We start from the raw sequence: 15,158 nt of genomic DNA on the forward strand, positions 1-15,158 counted from the left end.
GGCAGGACAGATGGCACGAACACCCTACGACACCAAGACCGGAAATGCGGGTGAGACGCAGCAGCGCGGCGGCGCTCTGTTGACCACGAACCACGGCATTCCGGTTTCCGACAATCAGAATTCTCTGCGTGCAGGCGCGCGTGGCCCGACGCTGCTGGAAGACTTTCTCCTGCGCGAGAAGATCTTTCATTTCGACCATGAGCGCATCCCCGAGCGGATCGTCCATGCGCGTGGCTCGGCGGCGCATGGGGTCTTCACCTGCACCGACCCGATACCTGAACTGACAAGGGCGAGCCTTCTTTCGGAGAAGGGCAAGGAAACCCCGGTTTTCGTACGCTTTTCGACCGTCGCAGGCGGCGCGGGTTCGGTCGACACACCACGCGACGTGCGGGGCTTTGCGGTGAAGTTCTACACCGATCAGGGCAATTGGGATCTAGTCGGCAACAACATCCCGGTCTTTTTCATCCAGGACGCGATCAAATTCCCCGACCTCGTGCATTCGGTCAAGATGGAGGCCGATCGCGGCTATCCGCAGGCGGCATCGGCGCATGACACGTTCTGGGATTTCGTCTCGCTGATGCCGGAAAGCCTGCACACCGTGATCTGGGCGATGTCAGACCGTGCCATCCCGCGATCCTTGCGCATGATGGAAGGGTTCGGAGTCCACACCTTCAAATTCGTCAATGACGAGGGCAAGGTCAGTTTCGTCAAATTCCACTGGCGCCCGGTTCTGGGAACTCAATCGCTGATCTGGGACGAAAGCGCCAAATTGCAGGGGGCGGATAACGACTACCACCGACGCGACCTGTATGAGGCCATCGCGGCCGGGGATTTCCCCGAATGGGATTTCGCTGTGCAGGTCTTTGATCAGGCACTGGCGGACAGTCTGCCCTATGACGTGCTAGACCCCACCAAGATCATCCCCGAAGAAATCGTGCCCCTGCGGGTGGTCGGTCGCATGGTGCTGAACCGCAACCCCGACAATCATTACGCCGAGAATGAACAGGCGGCCTTCCTGCCCTCGAACATCGTGCCGGGGATCGACTTCAGCGATGATCCGCTGTTGCAGGGCCGGCTGTTCTCTTACCTTGACACGCAGAAATCGCGGCTCGGCACGACGAATTTCCACCAGATCCCGGTGAATGCGCCGAAATGCCCCTATGCCAATATGATGCGCGACGGGCTGATGCAGGTACAGGTGCCGAAGGGCCGCGCGAATTACGAGCCGAACAGCCTCGACCAGGCGGGCGAGGATCCCGGACCGCGCGCCAGTGCCGAGGGCTTTGTCAGCGCCCGCGAGGCAGTTGCAGGAGACACGCTGCGCATCCGCTCTGAAACCTTCGGCGATCACTACAGCCAGCCGCGCATGTATTGGCGATCCATGACCGAGAATGAGCAGGCGCATATCGCCTCGGCCTTCGTCTTTGAGTTGTCGAAAGTCGGGCTGGATCATGTGCGCGAACGGGTGCTGTCGCATCTGCAACTGATCGAGAAGGATCTCGGCGCGCGGGTCGCCGATGGGCTTGGCATCGACCTGCCCGCGCCCGCCAAACCCTTCCGAGAGCCGCTGGATCTTGACCCGTCGGAGGCGCTTTCGATCCAGAAAAACTGGCATGAGACGCTCAAGGGCCGCAAGGCCGGCCTCCTGATCGCCGAAGGGTCGGACAAGGCCGGGATCGACAAGCTGACCAGGGCCATCGAGGCCGAAGGCGGCACGGTTTTCACCATCGCGCCCAAAGTGGGGCCGCTGAAGCTGAAGGGCGGTACAATCACCCCGGACGGACAGCTTGCCGGCAGCCCTTCGGTTCTGTTCGACGCGATTGCGATGATACTGATGCCGGATCAGGCCGAAAAGCTGGCGCGAGACAGTGCGGCCATCGGCTTTGTCATGGATGCTTTCGCCCATCTCAAGGCCATCGGCCATTGCAAAGGGTCGAGCGTGATCCTGACCCGCGCCGGTATCGAGGATGGCGAGGGGGTCGGGCCGTGGGAGGATCTGCCCGATACGGCCAAACGCCGCTACTGGGCGCGCGAAGCGGGATTGCGTGATCTGGCATGAGCTTGCGGGCAGAGGAGATCGTCTATCCCACCGAAGCGGGGCTTTACTGCGCCCCTGGCGATTTCTACATCGACCCCCTCCGCCCGGTCGACCGTGCCCTAGTAACCCATGGCCATTCCGACCATGCCCGGCCCGGCCATGGCGCGGTGATGGCCACGCGCCAGACGCTCGACATCATGGCGATCCGCTACGGCGAGGATTTCACCGCCAGCCGCCAGATTGCCGAAGGGCCAACCCGGATCGGGCACGTCACGGTCAGCTTTCATCCGGCGGGCCATGTGCTGGGATCGTCGCAGATCCTGATCACCCCCGATAGCGGGCCGCGCATCCTGATTTCGGGGGATTACTGCCGCACGCCAAACCCTTGTTGCCAGCCCTGGGAGCCAGTCGCCTGCGATGTCTTCATCACCGAGGCGACCTTCGGCCTTCCGGTCTTTCGCCACCCCGACCCTATGGTCGAGGCCGGTCGGCTGATCGCCAGCATGGCGGAATTTCCCGACCGCCCGCATCTGGTGGGCGCCTATGCGCTCGGGAAAGCGCAGCGGGTGATCGCGCTGGCACGCGCCGCCGGGCATCACTCCCCCATCGCCATCCATGGCGCGTTGAAGCGGCTTTGCGATTACCACGTTGAGCAAGGGATCGACCTTGGCCCCCTCGTTCCCGCCACCGACGCCGGTGCGGCGCAACTGGTGCTGGCACCACCCCCGGCCTTTGCCTCCCCCTGGGTCCAGCGGTTCCGCGATCCGGTCCTGTCCTATGCCTCGGGCTGGATGACGGTGCGCGCCCGCGCCCGTCAGCGCGGGGTAGAGCTGCCTCTGGTCATCAGCGACCATGTCGACTGGCCTCAACTGACGCAAACCATCCTGGACCTGACCCCCGAAGAGGTGTGGATCACCCATGGCACCGAAGACGGGCTGATGCGCTGGTGCGAGATCGAGGGGATCCCGGCGCGGCCGCTCCGCCTGATCGGCTATGAGGATGAGCCGGAATGAAAGCCTTTGCCCGTCTGCTGGAGCGGCTTGCATTCACTCCGGGCCGCAATGCCAAACTCACCATCCTCTCTCAGTACTTCCAGACGACGCCCGATCCGGATCGCGGCTATGCGCTGGCTGTGCTGACTGGGGGCCTTGATCTGCGGCAAGTCTCGCCCTCGATGCTGAAACGGCTGGCGGCGGATCGGGTGGATGAACAGCTCTTCCGGCTGTCTTACGATTTCGTCGGCGATCTGGCCGAGACGATTTCTCTCATCTGGCCGGGTGAGGCCAGCGGCGCGAATGCAGATGTGTCCGTCGCCGATACCGTCACGCTTTTGCGCGAAACAGGCAAGATGGCGCTGCCAGGGGTGATCGCGGATCTGCTTGACCGCCTTACGCCGCCCGAGCGACTGGCGCTTCTGAAGCTTGCCACCGGCAATCTGCGGGTCGGGGTCTCGGCCCGGCTTGCCCGCACCGCTCTGGCGATGGGCACCGTTCGCAGCGTCGATGAGGTCGAGGAGATCTGGCACGGGCTGATCCCGCCCTATCTGCCGCTGTTTGGTTGGCTGGACGGCGGCCCGCCACCTGCGCCTGTCCAGGCACCATTCCGGCCGGTGATGCTGTCAACTCCGGTCACGCCCGAAGAACTGGCCCCCCTCGAACCCGCCGATTACCTTGCCGAATGGAAATGGGACGGCATCCGCGTGCAGGCGGTGGCCGAGGGGGGCGAGCGTCGCCTTTATTCCCGCACCGGCGAAGAGATCGGGGCCGCCTTCCCCGAGATCGTCGCGGCGATGGAGTTCGAAGGCGCGGTCGATGGCGAGCTGCTGATCCGGCGAGGGGCCGAGGTTGCGCCCTTTGGCGATCTGCAAAAGCGGCTGGGGCGCAAAGCAGTCAGCGCAAAGATGCGTGAAACCCATCCCGCCGCCCTGCGCCTTTATGACATCCTGACCTGGGAGGGCGAAGACCTGCGTGCGCTGCCGCTGCAGCTGCGCCGCGAAAGGCTGGAGGCTGCGACATTCGACGCGGACAGGATCGACCTGTCGCCGATCCTGTCTTTCACAACCTGGGAAGAGCTTGCCGCCCTGCGCGCCGCCCCACATACCGAGGTGATCGAAGGCGTAATGATCAAGCGCCGCGACAGCCCCTATATCGCAGGCCGCCCGCGCGGGCCCTGGTTCAAGTGGAAACGCGACCCGAAGGTGGTCGATGCGGTGCTGCTTTATGCGCAGGCAGGCCACGGCAAACGCTCGGGTTTTTACAGCGATTTCACCTTTGGTCTGTGGGATGGCGCCGAACTTGTGCCCGTCGGCAAGGCCTATTTCGGCTTTACCGATGAAGAACTGCGCGAGCTGGACCGGTTCGTGCGCAAACACACGGTGCAGCGTTTCGGACCCGTGCGCCAGCTTGCGCCCGAGCTGGTGGTCGAGGTGGCATTTGAGGGGTTGAATGCCTCGCCCCGGCACAAATCGGGGCTGGCGATGCGCTTCCCGCGCATTTCGCGCATCCGCTGGGACAAACCCGCCATCGAGGCCGATCGGCTGGAGACGCTGAGGGCGATGCTGTGACGCTGCCCCCGCTCTTCACTGACTGGTTTGCGAGGAATGGATGGCAGCCGCACCCGCATCAGCTTGCCCTGTTGCAGGCGCAGGAAGACACGCTGCTGATCGCGCCAACCGGCGGCGGCAAGACGCTGGCGGGGTTTCTGCCCTCGCTCGTCGATCTGCACCTGAACCCGCGTAAGGGCTTGCACACGCTGTATGTCTCTCCCCTGAAGGCGCTGACGGCGGATGTCGAGCGCAACCTGGCCCGGCCGATTTCCGAGATGGATCTGGCGATCCGCGTTGGGGACCGCACGGGCGACACGCCCACAAGCCAGCGCCGCCGTCAGCGCGTTGATCCGCCGGAGATTCTGCTGACCACGCCGGAATCGCTGGCGCTGATGTTGTCTTGGCCCGAGGCTTTGAGGATGTTCGCTGGCCTCAAGCGCGTGGTGCTGGATGAGTTGCACGCGCTGGCGGAGTCGAAGCGGGGCGATCAGCTGATGCTGTGCCTTGCGCGATTGCGCAGCCTCGCGCCCGGGGTGCAGACGACCGGGCTTTCCGCCACCGTCGAAGACCCCGCTGCGCTGGCAAGATTCATGGGCGCGACAGCAGTGCTGGAGGCTGATCCCGGCCCCATACCCGACATCGCGCTGCTGCCCACCCGCCAGCCGCCGCCCTGGGCCGGGGGCGGCGGGCGCTATGCGGTGCCTGATGTGCTGGAGGCGGTGGCGGCGGCGAAAACCACGATCATCTTTCTCAACACCCGCGCCCAGGCAGAGCTGTTCTTCCAGGCGCTCTGGCTTGCGAATGACCAAGGGCTGCCGATCGGACTGCATCACGGGGCGCTGGCACGCGAGGCCCGGCAAAAGGTCGAGGCGGCTATGGCGGCGGGCGCCCTGCACGCCGTGGTGGCGACCGGCAGCCTTGATCTGGGGATCGACTGGGGCGATGTCGATCTGGTGATCCAGGTCGGCGCGCCGCGCAATATCAAGCGCCTCGTGCAGCGGATCGGGCGGGCGAACCACCACTACAACGCGCCTTCGCGTGCGCGGATCGTGGCCGCGAACCGGTTCGAGGTCATCGAATGTGTCGCCGCACTTGAGGCCGCGCGGGCGGGCGAACTCGATGGTGAGCCACGCGGCCCCGGGCCGCTGGATGTGCTGATCCAGCAGATCCTGCTGACCGCCTGCGCCGGACCGTTTGACGCAGGTCAGCTTTATGCCGAGGTCATCACGGCCGGCCCCTATTCCGGCCTGTCGCGGACCGATTTCGACGCCTGTCTCGATTTTGCGGCCACCGGCGGCTATGCGCTGTCATCCTATGAACGCTGGCAGCGGCTGGTTCTGCGGGAAAACAGATGGCAACTGCGCGATCCGCGCGCCGCCCGAGATCTGCGCATGAATATCGGCACCATTACCGAGGCCGAAAAGCTGAAGGTGCGCCGGCGGGGACGAGGCGGTGGCCCGCTGGGAGAGATCGAAGAGACATTCGCCGCAAGCCTTTCGCCCGGTGACACCTTCCTCCTGGGCGGTCAGGTGCTGCGCTATGACCGCATCCGCGATCTGGTGATTGAGGTCACGCCCACCCCCGGGCGCGACCCGAAAATCGCCACCTTCTCGGGGTTGAAATTCGCCACCTCGACCGAGCTGTCGCAAAGAATGCTCGCCACTCTTGCCGATCCCGACCGCCACAGAGAACTGCCGCAGGGGATCCGCGACTGGCTGGCGCTGCAAGCGCGGTTCAGCACACTGCCCCGCCCCGGCACACTGCTATGTGAGACATTTCCGCGCGCGGACCGCTGGAATCTGGTGATCTACGGTTTCGCCGGGCAGAACGCGCATCAGACGCTGGGCCTTCTTGTGACCCGCCAGATGGAAGGACTCGGCCTTGATCCGCTGGGGTTCCTGGCGACGGATCACGCGCTGATGATCACCTCGCTGCAGCCCGTCACCGACGTCGCGCCACTGCTGAGCGCGACCGGCCTTGAACAGGGACTGGAAGACTGGATCGCCGCGAGTTCGCTGATGAAACGCAGCTTTCGCGCGGTGGCGACCATCGCCGGGCTGATCCAGCGCAACCGCCCCGGCGCGCGCAAGACCGGCAAACAGGCGACATTTTCCAGCGATATCATCTATGACACCCTGCGCCGCCATGATCCGGACCACATCCTTTTGCGCGCGACGCGCGACGAGGCCCGGCGTGGGCTGATCGATTTCGACCGTATCGCTGACATGCTCGCCCGCAACTCCCATCTCGACATGAAGGTCCTGCCCCGCGTCTCACCCCTCGCTGCGCCGCTGCTTCTGGAACTGGGGCGCGTCAGGCTGGCCGGTGAAGGCCAACTGCGACTGGCAGAAAAGATGGCCCAGGACCTGATGCATGAGGCCGGGCTGGACGAGGTGCGGGACGATGACTGAGGGCTACGCCTTCCGCTTTGCGGGCGAGGATTTCCTTGCCCGGTCCTCCGGCGCCCTCTGGTGGCCTGCCCGGCAAACGCTGGTCGTCGCCGATCTGCATCTTGGCCGCTCCGCACGCTATGCAAGGCGCGGCGGCACGCTGTTACCGCCCTTCGGGGACACGGACACGCTGGCGCGACTGGCCGCCGAGATTGCCGCGCTTGACCCGGCGCGGGTGGTGTCTCTGGGTGATGCCTTTGACGACGATCTCGCCGCAAGCGAGTTAGCGGCACGCGAAACCGCCGCTGTCGCGCGGCTCGCAGCCGGGCGGGATTGGCTATGGATAGCGGGCAACCATGACCTGCGCACCAGCGTGCAGGATCTGCCCGGAGCATGGTTGCCGGACCTGCCGGGGGTCATCACCTTGCGCCACATCGCGGCAACGGGCCCTGATATTTCCGGCCATATGCACCCCTCGACCCGGCTCGCCGGACGGCGGTTTCGCTGTTTCGTGTTGTCCCAGGCGCATCTGATCCTGCCCGCTTTCGGCACTTATACCGGGGGGCTCGATATCGGCCATCCGGCATTCGCGCCGCTGGCCACTGGGGGCATCGCGCTGGCTTGCGCGGAGCGGGTCTTTGCTCTGCCTATACCGACCGTCCGGAAACAACGCTCTCTCAGAACCTTTTCAAAGGAGGCATGAATGGCGAAGCATAAAGCGAACACCCGCAAGGATGACCTGCGCATCGGCACCCCCTTCTGGGTGAAGACGCCGCATTCGAAGGTTGATGCGCAAAGCGCGCTGACCCGCGACCGTTTCGACCTGATCGTCGTGGGCGCAGGGATTTCCGGCGCCCTGGTAGCCGAGGCGCTGACGCGGGCGGGGAAATCGGTGCTGATCCTTGACCGCCGCCCGGCCGTTCGTGGCTCTACCCCGGCCTCGACCGCGATGATCCAGCATGAGATCGACGTGCCGCTGACACGGCTGCGGAAGAAAATCGGCAAGGACCATGCCGACAGGGCCTGGCTCAGATCCGTGCGCGCGGTGGAAGATCTGGTCAGCCTGGCCACAAAGCTGAAACTCGACTGCCAGATGCGCGCCAAACCCGCGCTTTACCTTGCGGGAAATGATCTGGGCGCAAGGGCACTGGCGAATGAGGCGAAGGCCCGCGCAGAGATCGGCATCCGTGCCGACTATCTGAAACGCGCAGATCTCATGGCGCGCTGCGGCATGGATCGGACTGCGGCCATCTGGTCAGATGCCTCAGCCTCGGCCAATCCGGCGCAGCTGACGGCCGGTCTTTTGCTGGCGGCGCTGTCCAGGAAGGCGCAGATCGTCTCGCCGGTCGAGATCACCGATATGGCTGAACTTCCCTCGGGTATCGCGCTCTCCACTAGCCAGGGAGAGGTTCTGGTCGCCGGTCACGCGGTTTTCTGCACCGGCTATGAATATCTGCCGCAGATGAAGACGAAATCGCATCACGTCACCTCGACCTGGGCGCTGGCATCCGAACCGATCTCTGAGCTGCCCGACTGGATGCGCGATACCATCACCTGGGAGGCAGCCGAGCCATACCTCTACTTCCGCACAGACGAAGCCGGGCGCGTCATTGCGGGCGGTGAGGATGAGGACGCGTCAGAGACCAATTCCGACCCGAAGAAGCTGGCGAAGAAGGCCAGAACCATCGCGCAGAAACTGCACGATCTGACCGGGGTGAAGATCGGCAAGCCCGCCTATACGTGGTCGGCGCCGTTCAGTGTCACCGATGACGGGCTGCCGATCATCGACCGGGTGCCGGGGTTCGAGCGGATATATTCCGTCATGGGATTTGGCGGAAACGGCATCACCTTCTCGATGATCGGCGCGCAGATTATCGCGAGCGCGATTGCCGGCAAGCCGGATCCTGACGCGGAAATCTTCCGCTATCGCTGATCGGGCCTCGACTTCCGGAAGCGGCTCCTGAGCCGCTCCCACCCCTTGAAGATCCCGCGTTTTGTCGTGCTTTCGGACATGTCTCCTCGCATGCAATCCCTTAGCCGGCAACGCCCGGATCTTTCGGAGGTTCCCTCGCATCGTGGATCATGCAGTGCCCGAAGGAACCTGAGCGATGCGAGCGCGTTTTCCGAAAGCCTCCCGGGGCATATCGTGGGAAGCACCAACCAACAGGAGGGATGAATGGACAATGAAAGCATCGGCTGGATCGCAGCCATCATCATCGGCGGCCTTGCCGGCTGGATCGCATCGAGTTTCATGAAGTCCGATACCGGCATCTTCCTGAACGTCCTGCTCGGCATCATCGGGGCCGCAGTCGCACGGTTTCTCTTCCGCCTGCTGGGGGTCTCGTTCGGAGGCTGGCTCGGCTATCTGGTCGCCGGAGCCGTCGGCGCATGCATCCTGATCTGGGGTGCCCGCGCCGTCCGGCGTTGATCTGCACTGGCGGCCCAGGATCTGGCGGCCCCAGGGTCCGGGGCCGCCCCCTGCAAGATCAGTTCCGCTTGTTGCCGGCCTCGTTCACGGCCATGACCGCAAGCGCGGTCAGCTTCGCATTGGCAGCCTTTTCCTCATCGAGAACGGAGCCGAGCAAGGTATGGGCCTCATCATGTCCCAGAACCTTCGCCCATTCGCGCAAGGTGCCATATCGGGCGATCTCGTAATGCTCGACAGCCTGCGCAGCTCCGATCAGCGCCACGTCAAGCGCGTGTCCTTCGGCCTCTTCGATCAGCCCATCGGCCTCTTTCAGAAGGCCGGCCATGGCATCGCATTTCTCGCCAGAGGCTTTCTTGCCAATGGATTTGAACACCTTGTCCAGCGTGGCGACATGGCCCTTCGTCTCGGTCAGGTGATCATCGAAAGCTGCCTTCAGTTCGGCATTGTTAACAGACTTCGAAACCTTGGGCAGCGCCTTCAAGAGCGCGTTCTCGGCCCAGTAGATATCCTGCAACGTATGCTCAAAGGCATCCTGAAGCGTCTTCATGAAGTCCTCCCTGGGTGGAGCCGCTCACCCCCGGCGGGCGGGCGGCAAATACGTCCCTGATCAGTGGCGATGTTCCGGCAGTGCCTTCAGCTCGTCTTTGGTCCAGCGGGTCACCGCATGGACGGCATTGCTCCCATCGCGCATGAACTCGAGGTCACGCGCAGGCACAGAAACCGGCTTCGCTCCGATGCCGAGGAAGCCGCCGACATCGACAACGACCTGAGCGGCATTGCCCTGCCCATGTACTTCGGAAACATGGCCGATCTTCTCATCGCCGGGGCCGTAGATGGTGGCTCCGTTCAGGACAGCCTCGGTCAGTTCGGTGTCGTTCAGGCGGATATGTCTGGTGTGGTCCATGGCATTCTCTCCTTTCACTCAAAACACTCGTGCAAGGGAAACGTCCTGCCCGGAGACCCGGTTCCGAACCCACCACCGTCATCGGCGGGACTCTGCCAGGGCCCGCCGCATATCCCCGCATCGGAACCTGCCTCGCCCGGAAACGTTCTTCCTCTGTCATGTGCGGGGTATGAATGTGCTTATCAGGTTGGGATATGAGATCGAGATCACCTGCGGTCAGCCAACAGAAGTGATCGCGCTGCTGGACCCACATCCGGATCTGGCCGGAAACATGGTCAGGAGCAGCGGGGTGCAGATCGAGCCTTCAGTCCCAAACCGGACATATATCGACCCCTATGGCAATTCCTGCCTGCGGCTGACTGCGCCTGCCGGTGCGATGCGCCTATCGCGTGACAGTCTGGTCGAGGTGGAAGGCCGGCCCGATCAATGGGACGAGACGGCGCAAGAATGCTCCGTCAGCGATTTACCGGACGAGGCTCTCGGTTATCTGCTCGCCAGCCGCTACTGCGAAACCGACCTCATGATGGCGCAGGCCTGGGAGCTCTTTGGCAATGTGGCACCAGGCTGGACGCGGGTACGGGCTATTTTCGACTATGTGAACAGCCACCTCACCTTCGGGTATGAGCATGCGCGGGCAACCCGCACCGCAGCAGAGGCCTGGCGGGAGAGGGTCGGCGTCTGCCGTGATTTTGCCCATCTCGCGATCACACTCTGCCGCTGCATGAACATCCCGGCTCGCTATGCCAATGGTTACCTCGGCGATATCGGTGTGGCCCCGAACCCGGCACCAATGGATTTCAACGCCTGGTGCGAGATCTGGCTGGAGGACCGCTGGTTCACCCTCGACGCCCGCCACAATGAGCCACGTATCGGCCGTGTCGTGATCGCGCGCGGACGGGATGCGACCGATATTCCTCTGATCCATTCCTTCGGGCCGCATCAACTGACCATGTTCAGGGTATGGACCGACGAAGCACATGAAGCAGGCTTTCCCGCGTTACAGTGATGCCGGCCAGGAAGCGTCCAGGTCGAACAGATCCCGCGGCAATCTGAGCGTGAGACACATGCCCTCCGGGGTGAGCAGCCGCTCGAACGTGCCGCGAAACTGTCCCTCGACAACCGCGCTTAAGAGTTTCGAGCCGAAACCGTGCTTATCGGGCGCCCCGCCTGCCCCCCCGTCTCTCTCGCGCGAGCCCTTCTCGCGCCATTCGACGCTTACCCCGGCGGCGTCCAGACGCAGCGCGATGAAGAGCTTGCCACCGGGCAAGGCCATTGCGCCGTATTTCGCCGAATTCGTTGCGAGCTCGTGGAAAACGAGGGCAAAGGAGGAGACCGAGTCCGCGCGGATCTGAAGCCTGTCTCCTGTGATCACCCCCCTGCTCTCACCGTTTTGCGCATAGGGGGCAAGAATGTCCTCCAACACCTGTCGGAAGGGAATGGCGCCGTCCTTTCCCGCCGCCTTTATCAGACGGTGCGCCTTGTGAAGCGTGCCAAGACGCTCTCTGATATCGTGCACGAAAGGCTCCGACCCCGGTTGGTCCCGCGCAGAGAGGCTGATCAGCCCGTTCACCAGCGCGAAGAGATTGCCGATCCGGTGGTCGAGTTCACGATTGACCAGTTCGCGCTCCGTCTCCAGCAGCTTGGCATCTTCGATATCGGTCGAGGTGCCATACCAGCGGGTGATCCTTCCCTGCGCATCCCGCATGGGCAGAGCAATGACGCGCAGCCAGCGATAACCGTCGCGCTGGTGCCGGAAACGATAGTCGATATCGTAAGGCCTGCCGGTCTTCAGACATTCCTTCCAGACGCACTGAACCCTGTCCTGGTCTTCGGGATGGACCAGCTCGGTCCAGAGTTCCGGCGTGATCTCATCAGGTTCGATCCCGGTGAAATCCGACCAGCGCCGGTTGAAGAAGTCATGATTGCCACGAGGGTCCGTGCTCCAGACGATCTGCGGGATCGCCTCGACCAGCGTATCGAAGCGCAGGTTACTGGCCTCCAGCGCCGCTGTGACCTCGGACTGGTTTGTGGTGTCGATGACGATCCCGGCGAAGCCCGATATGCCGCCCGCCTCGCCGAGGATCGGGCGGCCGGAGGCGACATACCAGTGCAATATGCCATCGGGGGTGATGGTGCGGAACCGGCTGTGGAAGTTCGCGCCACTCGCCACGGCCTCATCGACCGCCGCCAGAACCCGGCCCCTGTCCTCTTCATGCAGGTTTTCGAACAGGGTCTCAATGACGATCCCCGACCGCGCCTCGGCAGAGGGGATGCCATATTGTTCCGCGAGGGCGCCGTCGATGATCATCTTGCGGGTTCGGACGTCGAAATCCCATGTCCCGACAATTCCCCCCGCTTCAAGCGCGACCTCCACGCGTTCCTGCGCAAGGGTCAGCGCGCGCTTTGTGCGGATATGGGTGGTGGTTTCGCTCGCGGCCATCAAAGTGCCGAAGATCTCGCCATCGTCGCCGATGATCGGCGAAAGCCCCAGATTGAACCAGCAGGTGGTCGCCGCACCGTCACGGATCAGCCTGATCGGCTGGTCCTTCAGCCTGTGGCTTTTGCCGCGAAAGGCGTCGTCGATCTTGTCGCGATAGAATTTCCGCGCGATCGGCAGGGACTCGAAGACCGGCCTGCCCTGCGCCTGCGTCCAGGCATCCCCGAAGATCTCGCGCGCTGCATCATTGCAGACGACAACGCCCTCCCGGCCGATCAGAACCGCCATCGGCGAGGCAGCATAGAGCATCGTTCTGACCGTATAACGCAAGGCCAGCGGCCATGCCCCCACAGGCCCCGCCGCAGTTCTTCCCCAATCCACCGAGAGAATGGCCGCCCGGACATCCCTTATGGCGTCATCGGTACCAAAGAATTCGTCGTTTCCCGAAAACAGGCGTTCAGCCATGGGTCACCGCAAGATACCGAACCAAATCGGATCAGCCTAGGGGCGCACAGGCAACACTGTCCACACAATCCTTAGGGCAGGTCACGACAGAGCAGGCCGACGCGGCCCCCGCCCGTTGACCTCAAACTTGCGGTTTCTTGACTTCCGCCCGGCAAGACCCCAGCTTGACCCGCATGAGCAAGAAACGATCTCTGCGCCCGGCCTGCTGACAGGCTCATGGGAAAGCGCCCCAAAAGGGCGAAGATTGTTTCCGCTTCTTCATATCATCCCCGAACACGAACGCATGAACCGCGTTATCTCATGGCCCAAAGAGGAACCTTTACATGTCCGAACATATGCCTCCGCCCGATATCGTGATCTCCGAAGAGACGATGCCGATCCTCGAAAAGCTGGCCGAAGGCCTTGAGCACCGCAATCAGGCGCTGGCTGCTCATTTCTTCGATGAACTCGCCAGAGCAAAAACCCTTCCGGTGCAGGAAGTTCCAACTGACGCGATTGGTCTCGGTAGCCATGTGCGATTCCGCGATGACACAACCGGAAAAGATCAGCTCATCACGCTGGTTCTGCCTGAACAGGCCGACATTTCGGCGGCGAAAGTCTCAGTTGCAACGCCAATCGGCATCGCGCTTATCGGCCTTCGCAACGGCGCGCATTTCAGTTGGGAAGCACGCGATGGGGCACGTCATAAACTGACGGTCCTTGGGGTTGAAAATCCCATATGATACCCGGTGCCCCGTATCGGGCGGCGCCTTCGCTGGTATTGCGCTGGCAGAGGCGCACCGATGCCTGTCTGGTGACAGCGCCAGTCCGGCCCGCCCATCAGGCCTGTTTGGTTGGCTGAAGCAGTTCATGACGCTCCTCTGACATCAAAGAGACCTTCGGGAACAACCAAGCCGGACGGCCGATATACGATAACACGATGCAAAATGCGCTGTTGCGACTTGAATGGAAGATACAGACATCGGACCGGATCTTCGCCGCAAGGCCGTCAGTTTCATAGCTCATAGGTTGTACTTCGGTTCTCGCGAAAGCCTCAAGGCGAGGCGAACCGATGTTTCAGCACCTCGACAAATGCGCGGATATGCGGTTGGCGCAGCGCTTGGGGGCGGTTCACGAGAAACACCTGCAGCCCCGGCAAAACCACCTCCGGGAAGGGTTCAGCCAGTCCGGTCGCCAACGCGCCAGGGATCACTGCCGCGCCATGACCTTGCCTGACCGCCGCCAGTTGTGCGGCAAAGGACGAGACCCGGATGCGGGTATTGATGAACCCCGCCGCCAGCGCGGCCTTCATATGCGGCAGCTGATCCATCGGGGGCAGCAGCCCGATCATCGGGATGGTCTCAGGCGCAGCATCGGGCTGCAATGCCATCTCGCGCGCAGCAAAGATGCCGAAACCCACATCGGGCAGCCGTTGATAGATCAGAGATGGCTCTCCCTGATGCAGGGTGCGGATGGCGACATCCGATGCTCCTTGCGAGAGCTTCACCAGATCTGGTGTCACGGTGAAATCCACCGTGCAGCCGGGATGCTGGCGGGTGAATGCGCTCGCGGCATCCGTGACCGGCCCGACAAATCCCTCGCCCGCCGTCACCCTGACACGACCCGAAAGACCCGTGGCCTCTGGCGTCTGGGTCAGTGCCGATTCAAAATCCTGCGCGGCCTGAACCAGCGCGGCCCCCCGGGCCGTCAGCCTGGTGCCATCGGCGGCGCGTTCAACCAGCGCTGCGCCGATCCCGGTCTCCAACTGGGTGATCCGGCGCAAAAGCGTCGAGGCCGCCATGCCAAGCGCCTCGCCCGCGCGCAGAAAGCTGCCGCGCCGCGCCACCGCCAGCAGCAGGCGAAGATCATCCCAATTCATCTTGCCACCCCTTTGCTTTGCGTCATCGCAAACCCGTTTTGCCACGGCATGCGTTCTGCGCAAAGCTCCATGCCGCTATTTCGGGGGCGACAG

The 15,158-nt window shown here is 63.3% G+C and carries 13 protein-coding genes; 9 read left to right on the top strand and 4 right to left on the bottom strand.

Translation table 11 applies throughout. From position 1 onward, the window contains the following. The first annotated feature begins 10 nt into the window (after nucleotides 1–10). The 7 genes from BLW25_RS19900 to BLW25_RS19930 all read left to right on the top strand — a co-directional run bounded on the left by BLW25_RS19900 (nucleotide 11) and on the right by BLW25_RS19930 (nucleotide 9,401). Nucleotides 11–2,059, top strand: a complete 2,049-nt coding sequence (locus BLW25_RS19900) for a catalase (protein ID WP_092903399.1) — start codon at nucleotides 11–13, stop codon at nucleotides 2,057–2,059. Then, on the top strand, nucleotides 2,056–3,051 hold the full coding sequence (locus BLW25_RS19905; protein ID WP_216279439.1) for a ligase-associated DNA damage response exonuclease: 996 nt from the start codon (nucleotides 2,056–2,058) through the stop codon (nucleotides 3,049–3,051). Before BLW25_RS19900 ends, BLW25_RS19905 begins: the two co-directional genes overlap by 4 nt. Further along, nucleotides 3,048–4,601, top strand: coding sequence for a cisplatin damage response ATP-dependent DNA ligase (locus BLW25_RS19910; protein WP_092903401.1), 1,554 nt, complete (start codon nucleotides 3,048–3,050; stop codon nucleotides 4,599–4,601). Before BLW25_RS19905 ends, BLW25_RS19910 begins: the two co-directional genes overlap by 4 nt. After that, on the top strand, nucleotides 4,598–6,994 hold the full coding sequence (locus tag BLW25_RS19915) for a ligase-associated DNA damage response DEXH box helicase (protein WP_092903403.1): 2,397 nt from the start codon (nucleotides 4,598–4,600) through the stop codon (nucleotides 6,992–6,994). The genes BLW25_RS19910 and BLW25_RS19915 overlap by 4 nt, the downstream gene beginning before the upstream one ends. Further along, entirely contained in the window at nucleotides 6,987–7,676 is a 690-nt protein-coding gene (pdeM, locus tag BLW25_RS19920) for a ligase-associated DNA damage response endonuclease PdeM (RefSeq protein ID WP_092903405.1), read from the top strand. Before BLW25_RS19915 ends, pdeM begins: the two co-directional genes overlap by 8 nt. Then, on the top strand, nucleotides 7,677–8,906 hold the full coding sequence (locus tag BLW25_RS19925; protein WP_092903407.1) for an NAD(P)/FAD-dependent oxidoreductase: 1,230 nt from the start codon (nucleotides 7,677–7,679) through the stop codon (nucleotides 8,904–8,906). A gap of 243 nt (nucleotides 8,907–9,149) precedes the next feature. Next, nucleotides 9,150–9,401 carry a GlsB/YeaQ/YmgE family stress response membrane protein gene (locus tag BLW25_RS19930; protein WP_092903409.1) on the top strand — a complete coding sequence of 84 codons (252 nt, stop codon included), beginning with the start codon at nucleotides 9,150–9,152 and terminating at the stop codon, nucleotides 9,399–9,401. 58 nt (nucleotides 9,402–9,459) lie between these two features. On the opposite strand, the gene BLW25_RS19935 is transcribed toward BLW25_RS19930, so the two are convergent. Both BLW25_RS19935 and BLW25_RS19940 read right to left on the bottom strand, forming a co-directional pair. Then, complete coding sequence (locus BLW25_RS19935; protein ID WP_092903410.1) at nucleotides 9,460–9,948, bottom strand: YciE/YciF ferroxidase family protein; 489 nt, start codon at nucleotides 9,946–9,948, stop codon at nucleotides 9,460–9,462. Between the two features lie 60 nt (nucleotides 9,949–10,008). Continuing rightward, nucleotides 10,009–10,305 carry a PRC-barrel domain-containing protein gene (locus BLW25_RS19940; RefSeq protein WP_092903412.1) on the bottom strand — a complete coding sequence of 99 codons (297 nt, stop codon included), beginning with the start codon at nucleotides 10,303–10,305 and terminating at the stop codon, nucleotides 10,009–10,011. Nucleotides 10,306–10,474: 169 nt separating this feature from the next. On the opposite strand from BLW25_RS19940, the gene BLW25_RS19945 reads away from it, so the two are divergent. After that, the gene (locus BLW25_RS19945; protein ID WP_366268531.1) at nucleotides 10,475–11,311 is read left to right on the top strand and encodes a transglutaminase-like domain-containing protein; all 837 of its coding nucleotides are present in this window, start codon (nucleotides 10,475–10,477) and stop codon (nucleotides 11,309–11,311) included. Here the strand turns inward: BLW25_RS19945 and BLW25_RS19950 are convergent. After that, nucleotides 11,303–13,207 carry a sensor histidine kinase gene (locus BLW25_RS19950; protein WP_092903413.1) on the bottom strand — a complete coding sequence of 635 codons (1,905 nt, stop codon included), beginning with the start codon at nucleotides 13,205–13,207 and terminating at the stop codon, nucleotides 11,303–11,305. The two genes, BLW25_RS19945 and BLW25_RS19950, sit on opposite strands and share 9 nt — an antisense overlap. A gap of 323 nt (nucleotides 13,208–13,530) precedes the next feature. Here BLW25_RS19950 and rnk point away from each other — a divergent pair, with 323 nt between their 5' ends. Next, nucleotides 13,531–13,929: a nucleoside diphosphate kinase regulator gene (gene rnk / locus BLW25_RS19955; protein WP_092903415.1), complete on the top strand. Its 399-nt coding sequence runs from the start codon at nucleotides 13,531–13,533 to the stop codon at nucleotides 13,927–13,929. A gap of 311 nt (nucleotides 13,930–14,240) precedes the next feature. Here rnk and BLW25_RS19965 read toward each other — a convergent pair whose 3' ends face one another. Beyond that, nucleotides 14,241–15,110, bottom strand: coding sequence for a LysR family transcriptional regulator (locus BLW25_RS19965; RefSeq protein ID WP_216279440.1), 870 nt, complete (start codon nucleotides 15,108–15,110; stop codon nucleotides 14,241–14,243). Nucleotides 15,111–15,158: the final 48 nt, after the last annotated feature.

Origin of the sequence: Rhodobacter sp. 24-YEA-8, assembly GCF_900105075.1 — a bacterium.
Taxonomy (GTDB): Bacteria; Pseudomonadota; Alphaproteobacteria; order Rhodobacterales; family Rhodobacteraceae; genus Pseudogemmobacter.